The following is a 16,792-nucleotide window of genomic DNA, read 5'->3' as shown; positions in this document are numbered from 1 at the left end:
GGGATGAGCACCGCGAGCGGGGCCGCGAACGCGGACGCCGCGCTGGGCTCCGCCATCCTCCGCGTCGCGGGCCCGGACGGGACGCCCGGCGGCGTCGGCTTCCTGGTCGCCCCGGACCTGGCCGTGACCTGCGCCCACGTCGTCACCGACGCGCTGGGGCTGCCGCGCACCCAGGCCACGGCGCCGGCGGGGGCCCTGACCCTGGACCGGCCGCTGTCCGGCACCGGCGGCCCGGTCGCGGCGGAGGTGGCGCACTGGGTCCCGATCCGGGCCGACGGCACCGGGGACGTCGCCGTCCTGCGGCTGGCGGCACCGGTCCCCGGCGCGACCCCCCTGGCCATGGCCTCGCCGGCGAGCGTGTGGCAGCACTCCGTGCGGGTCGCGGGTTTCCCCGGCAGCGCCCCCGGCGGCGTGTGGCACGCCGGGCGGCTGCGCGGCGCGACCGCCGAGGGGTGGGTGCAGCTCTCGGGCGCCGACCGGCAGGGCGTCCCCGTCGACAGGGGCTTCAGCGGCAGCCCCGTCTGGGACGAGCAGGTCGGGGCCGTCGTCGGGATGGTCGTGATCGCCCAGCTCTCCGGGGACCGGCAGAGCTTCATGATCCCCACGCGGACGCTGATCGCGCAGGTCCCGCCGCTCGCCCCGGTCCTGGCTCCGGCCGCCCCCTTCCGAGGCCTGGGCACCTACCAGGAGGCGGACGCGGAGGTGTACTTCGGCCGTGACGCCGAGGCGGCGGACGTGACCGCGCTCCTCGACGCGGGACCGCGGCCCTGCGTGGCCCTCGTCGGCCCCTCGGGCTGCGGCAAGTCCTCACTGGCCCTGGCCGCGGTGGTGCCGCGGATGCGGGCCCGGGGCCACGAGGTCCTGGTGGTGCGGGCCGCCGACGGGATACCGGTGCGCACCGCCCTCGCGGTGGAACTCGCCCGGCTGGCCCGGCCGGAACGGCCACTGGAACAGGCCGGGCTGCGGCACCTGGAGGAGTCCCTGACCCGCCACGGCCTGGCGGCCATCGCCCGGGCGGCCCTGGGCGAACGCGCCGGCCGGCTGCTCGTCGTCCTCGACCAGGCCGAGGCGGTGCTGACCGACCCCCGGCGGGCGGACGACGACACGGTGGGGCTGCTGTTCCCCGACCCGCACCCGCCGGGGCTGCGGGTGCTCGTCACGCTCCGGGCCGACTTCCTGGACACGGCCCTGTCGCACCCCGTCCTGGGCCCGGCCCTGGACCGGGCCGCCGTCCGCCCACTGCTGCCGATGAGCAGGGCCCAGATGTCCGAGGTGATCCTGCGGCCGCTCGCCCGGATCCCCGCCGTCTCGTACGACCCCGGGCTGGTCGCCCGGATGCTGGACGACGCCGGCGCCGAGCCCGGCGCCCTGCCCCTGCTGGGCTTCGTCCTGGCCCGGCTCTGGGACGAACGGGCCCTGGGCCGGCTGAGGTTCGCCGCGTACGAGGAGATCGGCGGGGTGCGGGGCGCCCTGGGCCGGCACGCGGAGGCCGCCTGGCGCGAGTGCGTCGGGGAGGCCGAGCGGGAGGACGCCCTGCGCCTGCTCACCGCGCTGGTCAGACTGGTGCCCGGGAGCGAGGCCCCGCTGCGCGCGGTGCTGGGCCGGGCCGAGGCGGGGGAGGAGCGGTGGCGGATCGCCGTCCGGCTCGCGGAGCGGCGGATCCTGGTCGTCGGCGCGGACCCGGAGCGCGGCCAGACCGTGGAGCTGGCGCACGAGGCGCTCATCGGCGCCTGGGACACCCTGGCCGGCCAGGTGAAACGGGACCGGCAGTTCCTGACCTGGCACGCCGACTTCCGCCACGACCTGGAGCGCTGGCACGAGCTGGGCCGGGCCGGGGAACAGCTCCTGACGGGCGCGCTGCTCGACACCGCGGTTGCCAGGACCGAGCAGCGGGGGAGTGAACTCTCGGCACCGGAAAGGGATTTCCTCGAAGCAAGCTTGGCCCGGCGGGCCCAGGAGGCGGCCCGGGCCCGCTGGTCCAGAAGGCGCCGGCAGGCGGGGATCTCCACCCTGGGCGTCCTGCTCGCCGTCGCCGTCGTCGCCTCCACCCTGCTCCTGAGGGCCAACGGCGCACTCGACGAGGACCTGCGGCGGGCCGCCTCCCCGCAGCTCGCCCAGCTCGCGAGCCGGCTCGACGACGTGTCGCTCACCACCTCGGCCCTGATGAGCGCCGCCGCCTATCACACGGCCCCGACCCCCGAAGCGCAGACCGCCCTGTTCGAACAGTACGTCCGGATGCGGCACGTCGAGCGGATCGCGCTGGAGGGCAGGGGCGAGATCCGGGACGCGTTCCTCAGCGAGGACGGCCGGCGCGTCACCGTCGGCCTCTTCTCCGGCGACCTCCTGGGGGTGGACCTCGGGACAGGCGCTCCGGCCCTCTCCCAGATCCGGGACGGGGACGTCCGGCGGGTCACGGCCACGGCCGACGGCCGCACCATCGCGACCTCCACCCCCTACGGCCTCGTCACGGCGGGCACCCGTCAGACCGACGGCCGCTGGCGGACGGTGAGGCTGCGGGACATCGAGCAGGCCCACGGCAACGCCAGGCCGGCCACGGACCTCCGCTTCGACGCCACGGGGCGGCGGCTGCTCGCGGCCGTTCCCGGAGAAGGGGTCTCGGTGTGGGAGACGGCCACCGGAACGCGGGCCGGCGGCACGCTCGCGCCGCCCGCCGGGTGGCACGTCTCGGACGCCTGGTTCGGGCCGGACGGTGCCGCCGTGATCGGCCGGATCGTCCCGGACGGTGCCGCCGCGGGGGCGAACGGCCGACTGGTGCGCTGGCAGCTGTCCGACGGCCGCCTCGACGAGGAGCCCTGGGGCGGCCAGGAGGCCGGGCAGGTCACGGTCAGCGCGGACGGTTCCACGCTCGTCCGGTGCACCGCCGAAGGAGTCCTCCAGGCCTGGGACCTGACCGGGCCGCCCAAGGTGAAGCACCAGTACGACACGAGCCAACTGAGCCTGGTCTGCCCGCTGTACGTGCCCAGGCTCGACCGGACCGGGCGCTACCTGATCAACCCCGTCCAGCGGTTCGGGACCACGCTGGGCCGGTTCCGGTTCCTGGTACTGGACCTCCAGGAGGGCCGGCCGGCCACGCTCGACCTGCCCGCCCCGGCCCAGCAGGACGAGGTCGTCGGCGACTCGGCCACACCGCCGGCCGTGAGCCTCGCGGGCCCTCCCGACGCGATGAGGGTGGCGGTCAGCGCGGGCGGCACCCTCGTCGTCGCCCGGGTGCCCGCGCCGACCGCCTTCGACACCGCCATGCTCACCGGCCTGATCAGGACCGTGAACGTGGACCACGAACGCGTCGCCGGCATCGACGCGGACGGCGCCACCCTGCGCCTGTGGGACCTGAAGACCCGTCGCCAGCTCGCGGCACTGCGCCCCTCGACCCCGCTCGCGCGCAGCTACCCGATCTTCAGCCCGGACGGCAGACGGCTGCTGACCGTCACGACCGACGGCCTCGGGGTCCTGGCGTGGGACCTGAAACAGGGCGGCACCGGCCCCGAACTCGCCGAAGCCCGCCGCCTGGACCTGCCCGCTCCCCCCGGCATCGACCCGGCGCGCGCCGATCCCCGGACGGGCGAGACCCCGGCCTGGGTCAACGTCTGGTTCGACGGCGACGACCACGCGGTGGTCTCGGCCGTCTCCTACGTGTCCCGCTGGGACCTCGGGACCGGCACCCAGGCGGGGCGCACCTACCGGCCGTCGACCCAGGAACCGGTCGAGCTGTCGACCGCGGCCGCCAGTGTCTTCGGCGTGGCCCGTCCCGGTCGGCAGCAGGCGGCGGTCCGCACGGGGGGAGACGAGATCCAGATCTGGGACTTCAAGGAGGGCAAGGTCGTCGAGACCTTCGACTCCGGGAACGGCACACCCCGGCAGATGGCCTTCGACCGGACGGGCCGGCTGCTGGCCGTGGTCACCACCGCAGGGGGCCTCAGGATCCGCGACATGGACGAGCACACCTGGCGGACGCTGGCCTACCAGGGCGTCCAGTGGCTCAACGGCTTCCCCTCCGCGTCCTGGCTGAGCACCACGGCCACGGCCAACTCGTTCACCTTCTGGGACGTGGACCGGGGTGCGGAGCGGTACCACTTCACTCCCGGCTACGGGGCCACGGGCGACTGGTCCCAGGACGGCGGGCGGCTCGCCTGGGTGGAGGGCTCGGCCGTGGACGTGCTGCCGCTCGACCCGGAGACCTGGCGCGAACGGGCCTGCGCGCTGGCGGCCAGGGACCTGACCGCCACCGAGCGCAAGCTCCTGCCCCCGGGCAGCCGCTCGGACGCCTGCGCGGCGCCGACGACGTGACCCCGTGGCGCCCGCCCGGCGGACGCGGCGGCCGGGTTCCCGCCCGCCGCCCGTCACCCGGAGGGTGGGTGGGTCGTTGATCCGACTAACGCTGCTCCGCGGGGGCAGCGGCAGTCGGAAGCGGCCTGGAGGAGTCAGCGGGTGTCCACCGTCATCGATCCGTTCACCGGTGCCTACGCCCCGGTCGGCGCGGAAGTCACCGCGTTCGACCTGCCGGTCACCGGCACCGTCCCGGCCGAGCTCAATGGCCGGTACCTGCGCAACGGCCCGAACGGGATGCGGCCGGAGGACCTCAGGCCGCGGCACCTGTTCGCCGGGTACGCCATGGTGCACGGGGTGCGGCTGCTCGACGGGCGGGCCAGGTGGTACCGCAACCGGCTGGTCCGCAGCGCCGCCGTGGCCGAGGCCCTGGGGGAACGGGCCCGCCCCGGCGCCGCGCCGCGGATCGCCGACGTCGCACCCAACACCCATGTGATCGGGCACGCCGACCGCACCTACGCGCTGGTCGAGGGCGGCTTCCGCCCGTACGAACTCTCCTACGAGATCGAGACGGTGGGGGCCAGCGACTTCTGCGGCACGCTGCCCGACGGGTTCGCCGCCCACCCCAAGCTCGACCCGGTCACCGGCGAACTGCACGCGATCACCTGGCAGCGGGACAGCGCGGACCTGCGCCACCTGGTGCTCTCCCCGCAGGGCGCCGTCACCCGGGCCGTGGACATCCCGATGCCGCACCGGCCGGTGGTCCACGACATGGCGCTGACCCGGAACTTCGCCGTCGTCCTCGACCTCTCGGCGCGGCTCGGCACGGCCGACAACCTGGCGCGCAAGACCTATCCGGCGGTCTGGAACGACACCGGCGGCGCCCGCGTCGGGCTGCTGCCCCGCGACGGCGCCGAGGTCCGCTGGTTCGAGGTCGAGCCCTGCTTCGTCTTCCACACGCTCAACGCCCACGAGGACGGCGACCGGGTCGTCATCGACGTGGTCCGCTACCCGAGGATGTTCACCGGCGGCGCGCTGGACGGCCAGAGCAGCCCGACCCTGGACCGCTGGACCGTCGACACCGTCTCCGGCAAGGTCACCGAGACCCGGCTCGACGACCGGCCGCAGGAGTTCCCCGCCGTCAGCCCGGCGGTGGTCGGCGGCGCCCACCGCTACGGGTACTCCACCGTCGCCACCGACCTGCTGCGCCACCTCGCCGCGACCGACCGGCGGGAGGACCTGCCCCCGGAGACCGCCGGCGACGCGCTGATCAAGCACGACCTGGGCCGGCAGAGCAGCACCGTGCGGCAGCTCGGCGCCGGGCGCCACGCCGGAGAGGTCTCCTTCGTCCCGAGGGACGGCGCCCGGAGCGAGGACGACGGCTACCTGCTGGCCTACGTCCACGACCCAGGGCGGGGCGCGAGCGACCTGCTCGTCCTCTCCGCCGAGGACTTCACCGGCGCCCCGATCGCCACCGTCCACCTGCCGGTACGGGTACCGGCGGGCTTCCACGGCAGCTGGATCCCCGACCCCGTCGTCCGAGAGGAATCCCCGTGAACACCCAGCCCAGTCAGCCCACCCCGGCCGAGGCGGTCGCCCGGCTGCGCACGTCCTTCCGCACCGGCCGCACCCGGCCGCTCGCCTGGCGCACCGAACAGCTGACCGGGCTGTGCGCCCTGCTGACCGGACACCGCGACGAGATCGCCGACGCCCTCCACGCCGACCTGCGCAAGCCGCGCACCGAGGCCGACCGCGCCGAAATCGACTCCACCGTACGGGAGATCGACCACACCGCGCGGCACCTGGAGCAGTGGCTGCAGCCCGATCCGGTGCCCGCCTCCGCGCTCACCCGGCTGCCGCCGGGAACGACCGCCCACACCCGGCACGACCCGCTCGGGACCGTCCTGGTGATCGCGCCCTGGAACTACCCGGTGCAGCTGGCGCTGGTGCCGATGGCGGGCGCGCTCGCCGCGGGCAACACCGTGCTGGTCAAGCCGAGCGAGCTGGCGCCGGCCAGCTCGGCGCTGCTGGCGCGGCTGCTGCCCCGGTACGTCGACCCGGCGGCGGTGACGGTGCTGGAGGGCGGCCGGGAGACGGCCACCGCCCTGCTGGCCGAGCGCTTCGACCACGTCTTCTACACCGGCAACGCCGACGTCGGCCGGGTGGTGATGCGGGCCGCCGCCGAGCACCTGACTCCGGTCACCCTCGAACTGGGCGGCAAGTCACCGGTGTTCGTCGACCGGGACGTCGATCCCGAGGTCGTCGCCGCCCGGGTGGCCCGCGCCAAGTTCTCCAACGCCGGGCAGACCTGCGTCGCCCCCGACTACCTGCTGGCCGACCCGGCGACGGCCCGTGCGCTGGAGGGAGCGCTGGCCCGGGCGGTCGAGGACCTGTACGGCCCCGACCCGGCCCGGTCGGCGGAGTACGGACGGATCGTCAACGAGCGGCACTTCGACCGCGTCGTCGCCCTCCTCGACTCGGGACGCACCGTGTTCGGCGGCCGGCACGACCGCGCGGACCGCTACATCGCGCCCACCGTACTGGCCGAGGTGAAGCCGGACGCCCCGGTGATGCGGGAGGAGATCTTCGGCCCCGTCCTGCCGATCCTCGACGTCGCCGGCCTCGACGAGGCGATCGCCCTCATCAACGACCGGGAGCACCCGCTGGCGCTCTACGCCTTCACGGACAACGGGGACACCCGGCGCCGGCTCGCCGAGGAGACATCCTCCGGCGGCCTGAACTTCGGCCTCCCGGTGGCCCACCTGAGCATCCCCGAGCTTCCGTTCGGCGGGGTGGGGGAGAGCGGCTCCGGCCGGTACCACGGCCGCTGGTCGATCGACACCTTCAGCCACCGCAGGGCCTGCATGGACGTGCCGCTGGGCTGAGCCGTGCCCGGCGGACGGCGGCGGGGGCCTGTCGGACTCCCGCCGCCCGACGTTCCGCCGCCCGACGTCCTGCCATCGCCGACAGTGACTGCGTCACCCTCCGGCGCGACTGTCAGTGAGCCGCGCTAGGTTCTCGATACCAGCCGGAGCAGTGGAGGGGTGTCGTGACCGACCGTACGAGCGAGCCGATCGGCTGGGACGAGGTGCGCGCGCTCATCGCCGCCCGGATCCCGCAGGGCGTGGTCGACCGGCTCTTCCCCGTACCCGCCACCGAGCTGCGCCACCTGCGCACACCGCTGCTCAGGCTCCGCACCGAGCTGGTGCGCGAACTCTCCTCCGACGACATCCCCCGCTACGTCGCCGCGTACGACCAGCTCGCCGCCCTGCAACTCGCCGGGATCCTCTCCGCCGCCACCGCGGCGGAGGCCCACGACTGGCTGACCACCCGCCGTCTGCTCGACATCACCTGGCCGCGGCCCGGCGGCGGGTCCACCAACCCCGACCTCCACACCCTCCTGCTGGCCCTGCTCCGGCCGCACCGCGACGCGGCGTTCCACCACGAACTCGCCGGCCGGCTCGCCGCCTGGCTGCCCGCGCGAGGCGACGGCTCCCGCTGGTTCATCCTGCACGGCCTCGCCGTCTGGTCCGGCGCCGAACCCCCCGCCACCGACGGCTACGTGACCGGCTGGATGCGCGAAGGCAGCCTGGTGCGCTCCTCCTACCACCGCGAGATCGGCGAGTGGTTCGCCGACCGGGGCCTGCGCGAACCGGTTCCGCACCACGACACCCTGCTCTCCTGGCTGCGCGCCCAGCCCCGGCTCGTCGAACTCGTCCGCCGGCTCTTCGAAGTCCCGGACGTCGGAACCGAGTTCGCCGACCCCTACGCCGCCCGGTCCGGGCCCGACGACGCATGGCCCACGGCACTCACCGCCCTGGCCGGCGAAGGCCTGCTCGACCGCGCGGAACTGATCGACCGCTGCCTCGGGCGCCTCCTGCGCGGCGACCGGCCCGGCAACCTGCGCGGATTCCTCCACCTGTACGCGGCGCTGGCACCCGACGCCGAGGAGGTCCTCGCCCGGGCCGGCGACCACGTCCGGCTGGCCGCCGACGGCGCGCCCGCCGCCGCCAAGGCCGCCCAGGCGGCGCTGCACACCGTGGACACCCGGCTGTCGGCCGAACTGTTCACCGAACTCACCGCCGCGGTACTGGCCCGCCCGGAGAAGGCACTCGCCACCGCCCAGCTGAGCCGGGCCGACGCCGCGCTGCGCCGTGACCCGGCCGGAGCCGACGGCCTGCTGCCCGCCGTGGCCGTGGCCTTCACCCACCCGGCCCCCGCGGTCCAGGAACGCGCCCTGGGCCTGGTCGCCCGTCATCTGCCCCACGCCACCCCCGCCACCGCCGAGGCCGTGCGCGCCGCCGCCACCGGTCTCGGCCCCGCCCTCCAGCCGGAGGCCCGCCGCCTGCTCGCCGTCCCGGACGCGACCGCCGGACGGCAGGACGACGCACCCGTCGCCCTCGCACACCCGGGGCCCGCCGCGCTGCCGACGGCCCCCGCCGGGCCGCTCGACCTCACGGAGCGGCTGGGCGCCCTGATGGCCGACCGCCTGCCCGGCCCCGGTGAGTTCGAGGTCGTGTTCGCCGCCCTCGTCGCGGAGCACCACCGCGACCCGGCCGCACTGCGGACGGCCCTCGCCCCGCTCGCCGCCCGCCGCGTCGACCACCCGGTGCCGGTCTGGGAGGCACGAAGCGTCGGCGGAGCACTCGGCTGCCTGCTCGACGCCCTGACCGGCCGACCCCGGGAGTCCGCCGCGCAGGCGACCGACCTGCTCGGCTACCCGCTCTACCTGCGCACCCCAGCCGTGATCCCCGCAGTGCGCGCCAACGAAGCGGCGTGCCGGATCACCGACGCACCGGTGCCGCTGCTGCTCGCCACCCCCACCGCCGGCGACGGCACGATCGACCCCGCCGTGTTCAGGGAACGGCTCGCGGCCTACCGGGTCACCGGCGCCCGCCCGTGGCCCGCGGACCTGGCCCAGTCGCTCCTCCGGGTGCCCCCGCACGCGCTGCCGGCCGTCCGCGCCACCGCTGCCGGACTCGGCTGGGCCCTGCCTCCCGACACGGCGCCGCCGGCACCCGACCGGTTCCACGTCCAGACCCCGGCCATGCCCGAGCGGAGCCTCGACAACGGCTTCACCCCGCCCACCCTTCCGCGCATCGCCCCGCACGCCGTCACCGGGGAGCCCGCACCCGACGGCGTCACCGGACTGGTCCACACCCTCCCCGACCCGGCCGAGACCGGCCGGTTCAACGGAGTGGCCGTGACGCAGCCCACCGAACTCGCCCACCTGCCCTGGGCGGCGCCCTGGCACCCGGAGGCCGTCGCCGCACACGGCCTGCCGGTTGGGGTGCTCCAGGCGGACACGACGAGCGGCTCCGGGGGCACCAACCCCCTGCTGCCCCGGGTCGCCGAGCTGCCGGGCGAGTTCGGCCCGGTGAGCCACCTGCTGCTCGCCTACGGGCTGACCGCCGTCGGGGCGGATCACCGCACCGCCGCGCTGGACGCCGTGCTCGCCATGACCGCACGCGGCCGGCTCCGGCCGGAGGCGCTCGGTGCCTGGCTCGCGCAGCTCTGGCAGCTGTCCGTGGCCAAGCCGAACCGGGTCCTTCCCGTCCTGGCCGAAGCCGCGCGCGGCGGCGCGGGCCGGACGGTGTGGGAGGTGCTCGCGGCCCTGATCACCGGGCTCGCCGCCGAGCCCGGCCGGCGCGGGCTGGCGGACGCCCTGGTTCTGGCCGCCGAGTGCGCGGCCGCCGAAGGCATCCGCACCACCCTGCCCGTACTCGACGCCCTGGCCGTACCGGCCGCACCCCGCCGGGTCCGGACGGAATCGGCCCGCCTGGCCGGGATCCTCGCGAGCTGACCGTTCCGGCCGTCGGCCACGCCGGCCACGCGGGCCCGGGGGGCGGGTCAGGGCAGCAGCAGGCCGGCGAGCTCGTCGAGCAGTTCGGTGACCCGGCGGGCCTGCTCCGGGTCCGGGAGGGCCTTGGCGATGACCGGTTCGGCGGGCCGGGCGACGTGCGAGCGGATGGCGTCCCTGGCCACCTCGGAGGCGGTCAGCAGGGTGCGCCGCCCGTCGGCCGGGTCGGGGGCGGCGTCGAGCAGGCCGTGTTCGCGCAGCCGGGCGACGGAGACCGAGACGTGGCTCTGGGCGAAGCCGGTCCTGACCCGGATCTCCTGGACGGAGGTGGCGGGGTGGCGGTAAACGTCGGCGATGACGGCGATCTCCCCGGCGGTGAGATGCTCGGAGGCCGGGTCGATGATCAGGGCGCGGCCGAGTTCGGTCAACCGCTTGCCGAGTCTGAGGAGTTGCACGCCGTCCATGTCCGACAGAATACATCTTCACTGATGCATCGGTGGCGATGTAGATTGCCCGGCATGACGACCTCAGAACCGTTCAGCCCGGTCTCCCGCACCGCCCTGTCCGTCGCCCGGGTGCGGGCCTACGAAAGCTCCCGTCCCGCCCCGCTCTTCGTCGACCCGTACGCCGCCGCGTTCGTCACCGCCGCCGGACTGCCGCTCGACTTCTCCGGTACGGGCAGCAGCCTCGGCAGGGCCCTGCTCGCCCACGGCATCCTGCGCACCCGCCACTACGACGACCGGCTGCTCGACGCCGGCGCCGACCAGGTGGTGCTGCTGGCGGCGGGCCTGGACACCCGCGCGTACCGGCTGGACTGGCCGGCCGGCACCCGGGTGTTCGAACTCGACCTGGACCCGGTGCTGGCCTTCAAGCAGCAGGTGCTGGACGGGCTCGGCGCCACGCCGCACGCCGGACGCACCGCCCTGCCCGCCGACCTGCGGGACCCGCGCTGGCCCGACCGGCTGGTCGCGGCGGGCTTCGACCCGGCGCGCCCCTCGGCCTGGCTGGCCGAGGGACTGCTGGTCTACCTGACCGCCGAGGAGGCGGCCGCCCTGCTCACGACGGTGACCGGGCTGGCCGCCCCGGGTAGCCGGCTGCTGCTGGAGCAGGGCCGCGACGTGAGCCGCACGCCCCACGACCCGGAGCTGGCCCACCTCACCGCACTGTGGCGCGGCGGGCTCGGGCCCGGCACCGACGGCTGGCTCGACGGGCACGGCTGGACGACGGAGGTCACCACCCTGGTGCGGCTCGGGGAGAAGCACGGGCGCTCGCTTCCGGACCCGTCGGCCACCACGGCGTTCATCGAGGCGCGGCGACGCCCGACCGGCTGACACCGCTGCCGGCGGCCTGCCCGCCCCGGATCAAGAAGTTGCCTGCCCGGTCACCGAACTGACGATTCGTCATGTCGGGCCGGCTGGGGCGGCCAGGTCCCGGCGGCCAGGACGCCGGTGGCGTAGGCGCGCGCGACCAGGGCGGTGCGGTTGGGGACCCGCCAGCGGCGGGAGAGCCGCGCCAGGTGGTAGTTGACCCCGTCCGTGGTGACGCCGATCTCGCGGGCGATCTGCGCGGTGGTGTCGCCCCGGGCCGCCGCGGCCAGGATCCGCGCCTCGACCGGGCTGACCTCGGCCCGCGGGCCGGGCGTGGCCTCGCTCGCGGGCTCGGCGGCGCGCAGCGAGATCAGCAGGTTCGGGGTCTGCTCCGGGGTGTCGCCGACCAGGTCGACGGTCATCTCACCGTGCCGCTCGCGTCCGCCGACCGATGTCCAGGAGACCCGCGCCGGGTACCGCGAGCGGCGGTGCATCCGGACGGCCTCGGTGAGCGCCTGGAGCGTGGCGCTGTCCCACAGGGTGAAGAACTCCAGAATCCTACGGTTGTGCAACTCGCCCGGCAACCGGCCGAATTCGGCCGCCATCGCACGGTTGACGATCAGGATCCGACCGCCGAACTCGCACACCACGATCGGCAGCGGCACGTGGTCCAGCAGCCGCAGCGCCCGGTTGCGCCAGATCACCGCGGGGTCCCGGCTGCCGTCGGGTACGGGCGCGCAGCCCTCGTTCGTTCGCATGTGTGGTTCTCCTCCCTGTGGCGCCCGCGCGCACCAGAGCTGACGGTCCGTGGGCAAGTCCGCGGGCACCCCTGGCACTACACAATCATGTAGTGACTGCCGTCCGCGGTTCCGCCCGGTGGGCGCAGAGTGGAGGAAGCGATACGTTTCCTGCCGTGGGAGGGGTCCACCGATGACCGATACCGTGGAGAGCACGACCGAGGGCGAGCACGTGGCCGGGGCCGGGCGCGGCGCCGTCCCCCTGGTGGACATCTCGTCCGCGCCGCCGGTCGCCGTCCCGATGCTGCGCACCATGGACCTGGCCAGAGAGCACGGCCCGGTCTTCTGCCAGCGGCTGCACGGCCGGGACGCCCTGATCGTCAGCGGGCTGGAACTGGTCGAGGAACTGGCCGACGAGACCCGGTTCACCAAGTCGATCGGGCCCGGCCTGGAGAACGTCCGCCAGTTCACCGGGGACGGCCTGTTCACCGCCTACAACGACGAGCCCAACTGGGCCAGGGCGCACGACATCCTGATGCCCGCCTTCGCGCTCGGCTCGATGCGCACCTACCACCCGGTGATGCTGCGGGTGGCCCGCAGGCTGGTCGCCTCCTGGGACCGCAGGGAGGGCGCCGGGCTGCCGGTGGACGTGCCCGGCGACATGACCCGGATGACCCTGGACACCATCGGGCTGGCCGGCTTCGGCTTCGACTTCGGCTCCTTCGAGCGGGACGAGCCGCACCCCTTCGTCGAGGCGATGGTGCGCTGCCTGGACTGGGCGATGACCCGGCTCACCCGCGACCCGGAGGCGGACCACCGCGAGCGCGACGCCGCCTTCCGGGCCGACGCCGACTACCTGGCCGCCGTGGTGGACGAGGTGATCGCCGCCCGCGCCGGAGAGGGCGTCCAGGGCCCGGCCGAGGACCTGCTCGGCCTGATGCTCGGCGCGGTGCGTCCCTCGGACGGCAGCCGGCTGGACGCCGAGAACATCCGCAACCAGGTGATCACCTTCCTGATCGCCGGCCACGAGACCACCTCCGGCGCGCTCTCCTTCGCGCTGTACTACCTGGTCAAGAACCCGGCCGTGCTGCGGCAGGTGCAGCGGGAGGTGGACGGACTCTGGGGCGACCAGGCCGATCCCGAGCCCGGCTACGAGGACGTCGGACGGCTGCGCCACACCCGGCAGGTGCTCAACGAGGCGCTGCGGCTGTGGCCGACGGCGCCCGCGTTCAGCCGGGAGGCGCGCGAGGACACCCTGCTCGGCGGCCGCATCCCGCTGCGCGCCGGGGAGACGGTCTTCGTCAGCACGCCGATGCTGCACCGCGATCCGGCGTGGGGCGACAACCCGGAGCTGTTCGACCCGTCCCGGTTCGACCCCGAGCGTGAGCAGGGCCGCTCCCCGCACGCCTTCAAGCCCTTCGGCACCGGCGAACGCGCCTGCATCGGACGGCAGTTCGCGCTGCACGAGGCCGTCATGCTGCTGGGCATGCTGGTCCACCGCTACCGGCTGATCGACCACGCCGACTACCGGCTGAGCCTCAAGCAGACGCTCACCATCAAGCCCGACGGGTTCTCCCTCGGCCTCGCCCGGCGCACGCCCCTCCCGGTCTCCGCCGCGGCGGGGGCCGTGGAGCGGCGGGTCGGCGTGCCGGCCGAGCGCCCCGGGAGGGTCCGCCGGGGGACCGGACTGCTGCTCCTGCACGGCTCGAACTACGGGGCCTGCCGGGAGTTCAGCCGGCAGCTCGCGGAGGCCGCCGCCGACCTCGGCTGCGAGACCGAGATCGCCCCGCTGGACGCGTACGCGGACGGGCTGCCCACCGGCCGGCCGGTGGTGGTCACCGCCGCCTCGTACAACGGGCAGCCGACCGACGACGCGGCCCGTTTCGTCCGCCGGCTCCAGGAGTCGCGGGAGTCTCGGGAGTCTCAGGGGACCGATGGGACCGACGGGGTCGGCGGTGCCGAGGCGGGTCGGCCGGCCGCCGGGGTCGAGTACGCGGTGCTCGGCATCGGCGACCGCACCTACGCCGCGACCTACCAGCGCGTCCCCGCCCTGATCGACGACCGGCTCGCCGCGCTCGGCGGCACCCGGCTGCTGGCCCGCGCCGAGGCCGACGCCTCGGGCGACCTGGCGGGCGCCGTACGGCAGTTCACCGAGGAGCTGCGCGAGGCCCTGCTGGCGCGGTACGGGGACGCCGACGCCCCGGCCGCGTCGGAGCCGGAGGCGGCGTACTCGGTGACCGAGGTGACCGGCGGCCCGCTGGCCGCGCTGGCCGCCCGGCACGACATGGCCGAGCTGACCGTCACCGCCGTCGGCAGCCTGACCGACCCCGCCTACCACCGGGTGAAGCGGCTGGTCCGCCTCGCGCTGCCGGAGGGCACTCGCTACCGGACCGCCGACCACCTGACCGTGCTCCCGGCCAACGACCCGGTGCTGGTCGAGCGCGCCGCCAAGCTGTTCGGCGCGGATCCGGAGACGGTGCTGGGCATCGTGGCGCACCGGCGCACCGGACCGGCCGTCGACCGGCCGCTGACGGTGCGCGAACTGCTCACCCGGCACGTCGAGTTGCAGGACCGACCGAGCGCCGGGCAGCGCGCCGCGCTGGCCGCGCTCAACCCCTGCCCGCCCGAGCGGGCCGCGCTGGAGGCGCTGCCCGAGGACGACCCGCGCACCCTGCTGGACCTGATCGAGGACCACCCCGCGGTGCAGGAGCGGCTCACCTGGCCGGTGCTGCTGGAGCTGCTGCCCCCGATCCGGCCGCGGCACTACTCGGTCTCCTCCTCGCCCACCGGCCGTCCGGACGAGGTGGAGCTGATGGTCTCGGTGCTCAGCGGTCCGGCCCGCTCGGGCCGGGGCACCTTCCGCGGCACCGGCTCCGGCCACCTCGACCGGGTGGCCGTGGGCGACACCGTGCTGGCGCGGATCCGGCCGTGCCGGGAGGCGTTCCGGATCGGCCACCGCACACCGGTGGTCATGATCGCGGCCGGGACCGGCCTGGCGCCCTTCCGGGGAGCCGTCGCGGACCGCCGGGCGCTGCTCGCGGAGGGGGCCGAACTCGCCCCGGCGCTGCTCTACTTCGGCTGTGACGACGCGGACGCGGACTACCTGCACCGCGGCGAGCTGGAGGCCGCCGATGCGGCCGGCGCGGTCTCGATGCGGCCGGCCTTCAGCGAGCGTCCGCAGGACGGGCGGCGCTTCGTGCAGGACCGGATCGCGGCCGAGGCGGCCGAGGTCTGGGAGCTGCTGGACGCGGGCGCCGAGGTGTACGTGTGCGGCGACGGGGCCAGGATGGCGCCGGGCGTCAGGGCGGCCTTCCGGGCGCTGTACCGGGAGCGCACGCCGGGGGCCGACGAGCAGCGGGCGCAGGCCTGGCTCCAGGGCCTGATCGAGGCCGGGCGGTACGTCGAGGACGTGTACGCGGGCTGACCGGTCGCCCCGGACACGGCCGTGGGGGGGCCGCCCCCCCGCGGGGGGGGGGGCGCGGGGGCGGGGCGGGGGGGGGGGGGCGGCGCCCGGTGTGTGGGGGCGGCGAGGGGCGGGGCGGCGCGGGGGGCGCGGGGGGGCCCCCGGGGGGTGGGGGGGGGGGGGGGGTTGGGGGGGGGGGGGGGGGGGGGCCCCCCCGCCCCCCCCCCCCGGCCGGGCGCCCCCCCCCCGGGGGGGGGGGGCCCCACGGCTCGGACGGCCGGGGGTCAGTACACGCTGACGTTGTACGCGGAGAGTGCCGCGTTCACCGGCTGGTAGAAGGTCGTCCCGCCCGCGGTGCAGTCGCCGCTGCCGCCCGAGGTGAGGCCGAGCGCCTTGGCGCCGTCGTACAGCGGGCCGCCCGAGTCGCCCTGCTCGGCGCAGACGTTGGTCTGGATCAGGCCGGTGACGGTGCCGCCGCCGGTGTAGCGCACGGTGGCGTTGAGCCCGGTGACGGAGCCGCCGTGGGTGCCGGTGGTCGAGCCGGTGCGCTTCACCGCCTCGCCGACGTAGGCGTTCGGGGCGGAGGTGAAGCCGCCGGGGTGGCTGAGTGCGGAGTTGTCGTAGCGGACCAGGGCGTAGTCGTGGCCGGGGAAGGTCGTGCTGACGGTCGGTCCGATCCTGGCGGTGTGGTTGGCGTCGGTGTACCAGTCGGAGGCCACGTTGCCGCAGTGCCCGGCGGTCAGGAAGTAGTGGGTGCTGCCGCTCACCACGTTGAAGCCGAGCGAGCAGCGGTACTGGCCGCCGTAGATGGCGTCGCCGGCGGCGACCAGCGGGGTGAACACGCCGCTGACCCGGTGGATGGCCAGGGTGGACGCGGCGGGCCCGGCGGCGCCCATCAGCTTGGCGATCGACGCCGGGGACACGGTGCTGTCGGCGGTCACCACGACGCGTCCCGCGGCCTCGTCGACGTACCAGGCGGTGCCGTCGACCTCGGCGTTCAGGACGGCTTCGCTGACCGCCGACAACTGCTCCGGCGGTGCGGTGCGGGTGGGGGCGGCGGCGGCGCCCGGCGCGACGACCGCGGTGGCGGTCAGCAGGCCGAGGGCCGCGGCGAGCAGGCGGAAGTGGCGTGTGGTGCCGGTGCGGGGGGTCCTGCGCGTGGTCCTCACCGATCTCCTCCTGGGGGGTGAGCGGCCCTGGGGGTCGGGGCCGTGAAGCGCGGTCAGGCGGTGGGCGGAGTCCGGCCGGGGCTTTTCCGGAA

Annotated in this window: 9 protein-coding genes; 6 read left to right on the top strand and 3 right to left on the bottom strand. The window is 75.6% G+C overall.

The annotated features are described in order from the left end of the window. Positions 1-3 precede the first annotated feature (3 nt). The 4 genes from ACIQOW_RS09925 (at position 4) to ACIQOW_RS09910 (ending at position 10,087) form a co-directional block, all read left to right on the top strand. Positions 4-4,305, top strand: a complete 4,302-nt coding sequence (locus tag ACIQOW_RS09925; RefSeq protein ID WP_401082038.1) for a trypsin-like peptidase domain-containing protein — start codon at positions 4-6, stop codon at positions 4,303-4,305. Positions 4,306-4,446: 141 nt separating this feature from the next. Further along, complete coding sequence (locus tag ACIQOW_RS09920; protein WP_401082036.1) at positions 4,447-5,841, top strand: carotenoid oxygenase family protein; 1,395 nt, start codon at positions 4,447-4,449, stop codon at positions 5,839-5,841. Continuing rightward, the gene (locus tag ACIQOW_RS09915) at positions 5,838-7,169 is read left to right on the top strand and encodes an aldehyde dehydrogenase family protein (protein WP_401082034.1); all 1,332 of its coding nucleotides are present in this window, start codon (positions 5,838-5,840) and stop codon (positions 7,167-7,169) included. The genes ACIQOW_RS09920 and ACIQOW_RS09915 overlap by 4 nt, the downstream gene beginning before the upstream one ends. Positions 7,170-7,333: 164 nt before the next feature. Next, a complete protein-coding gene (locus ACIQOW_RS09910; protein ID WP_401082031.1) occupies positions 7,334-10,087 on the top strand; it encodes a hypothetical protein in 2,754 nt (917 codons plus the stop codon). 47 nt (positions 10,088-10,134) lie between these two features. On the opposite strand, the gene ACIQOW_RS09905 is transcribed toward ACIQOW_RS09910, so the two are convergent. Then, entirely contained in the window at positions 10,135-10,548 is a 414-nt protein-coding gene (locus ACIQOW_RS09905; RefSeq protein WP_401082029.1) for a MarR family winged helix-turn-helix transcriptional regulator, read from the bottom strand. A 54-nt stretch (positions 10,549-10,602) separates the two neighbouring features. On the opposite strand from ACIQOW_RS09905, the gene ACIQOW_RS09900 reads away from it, so the two are divergent. Continuing rightward, entirely contained in the window at positions 10,603-11,415 is an 813-nt protein-coding gene (locus ACIQOW_RS09900) for an SAM-dependent methyltransferase (RefSeq protein ID WP_401082026.1), read from the top strand. A 50-nt stretch (positions 11,416-11,465) separates the two neighbouring features. On the opposite strand, the gene ACIQOW_RS09895 is transcribed toward ACIQOW_RS09900, so the two are convergent. Continuing rightward, on the bottom strand, positions 11,466-12,149 hold the full coding sequence (locus ACIQOW_RS09895) for a helix-turn-helix transcriptional regulator (RefSeq protein ID WP_401082023.1): 684 nt from the start codon (positions 12,147-12,149) through the stop codon (positions 11,466-11,468). Positions 12,150-12,321: 172 nt separating this feature from the next. On the opposite strand from ACIQOW_RS09895, the gene ACIQOW_RS09890 reads away from it, so the two are divergent. After that, positions 12,322-15,552 (top strand): cytochrome P450, encoded by a 3,231-nt coding sequence (locus ACIQOW_RS09890; protein ID WP_401082020.1) that lies wholly within the window; start codon positions 12,322-12,324, stop codon positions 15,550-15,552. Between the two features lie 263 nt (positions 15,553-15,815). Here the strand turns inward: ACIQOW_RS09890 and ACIQOW_RS09885 are convergent, their stop codons facing one another. Then, positions 15,816-16,700, bottom strand: a complete 885-nt coding sequence (locus ACIQOW_RS09885; protein ID WP_401082018.1) for a S1 family peptidase — start codon at positions 16,698-16,700, stop codon at positions 15,816-15,818. Positions 16,701-16,792: the final 92 nt, after the last annotated feature.

It is taken from the genome of Kitasatospora sp. NPDC091335 (assembly GCF_044757205.1).
GTDB lineage: Bacteria > Actinomycetota > Actinomycetes > Streptomycetales > Streptomycetaceae > Kitasatospora.
This window is presented reverse-complemented; position numbering and strand designations above follow the sequence as displayed.

Coding starts and splice junctions, on each gene's coding strand:
- ACIQOW_RS09925 (WP_401082038.1), top strand. CDS start 4: ATGAGCACCGCGAGCGGGGCCGCGAACGCGGACGCCGCGCTGGGCTCC.
- ACIQOW_RS09905 (WP_401082029.1), bottom strand. CDS start 10,548: ATGGACGGCGTGCAACTCCTCAGACTCGGCAAGCGGTTGACCGAACTC.
- ACIQOW_RS09900 (WP_401082026.1), top strand. CDS start 10,603: ATGACGACCTCAGAACCGTTCAGCCCGGTCTCCCGCACCGCCCTGTCC.
- ACIQOW_RS09895 (WP_401082023.1), bottom strand. CDS start 12,149: ATGCGAACGAACGAGGGCTGCGCGCCCGTACCCGACGGCAGCCGGGAC.
- ACIQOW_RS09890 (WP_401082020.1), top strand. CDS start 12,322: ATGACCGATACCGTGGAGAGCACGACCGAGGGCGAGCACGTGGCCGGG.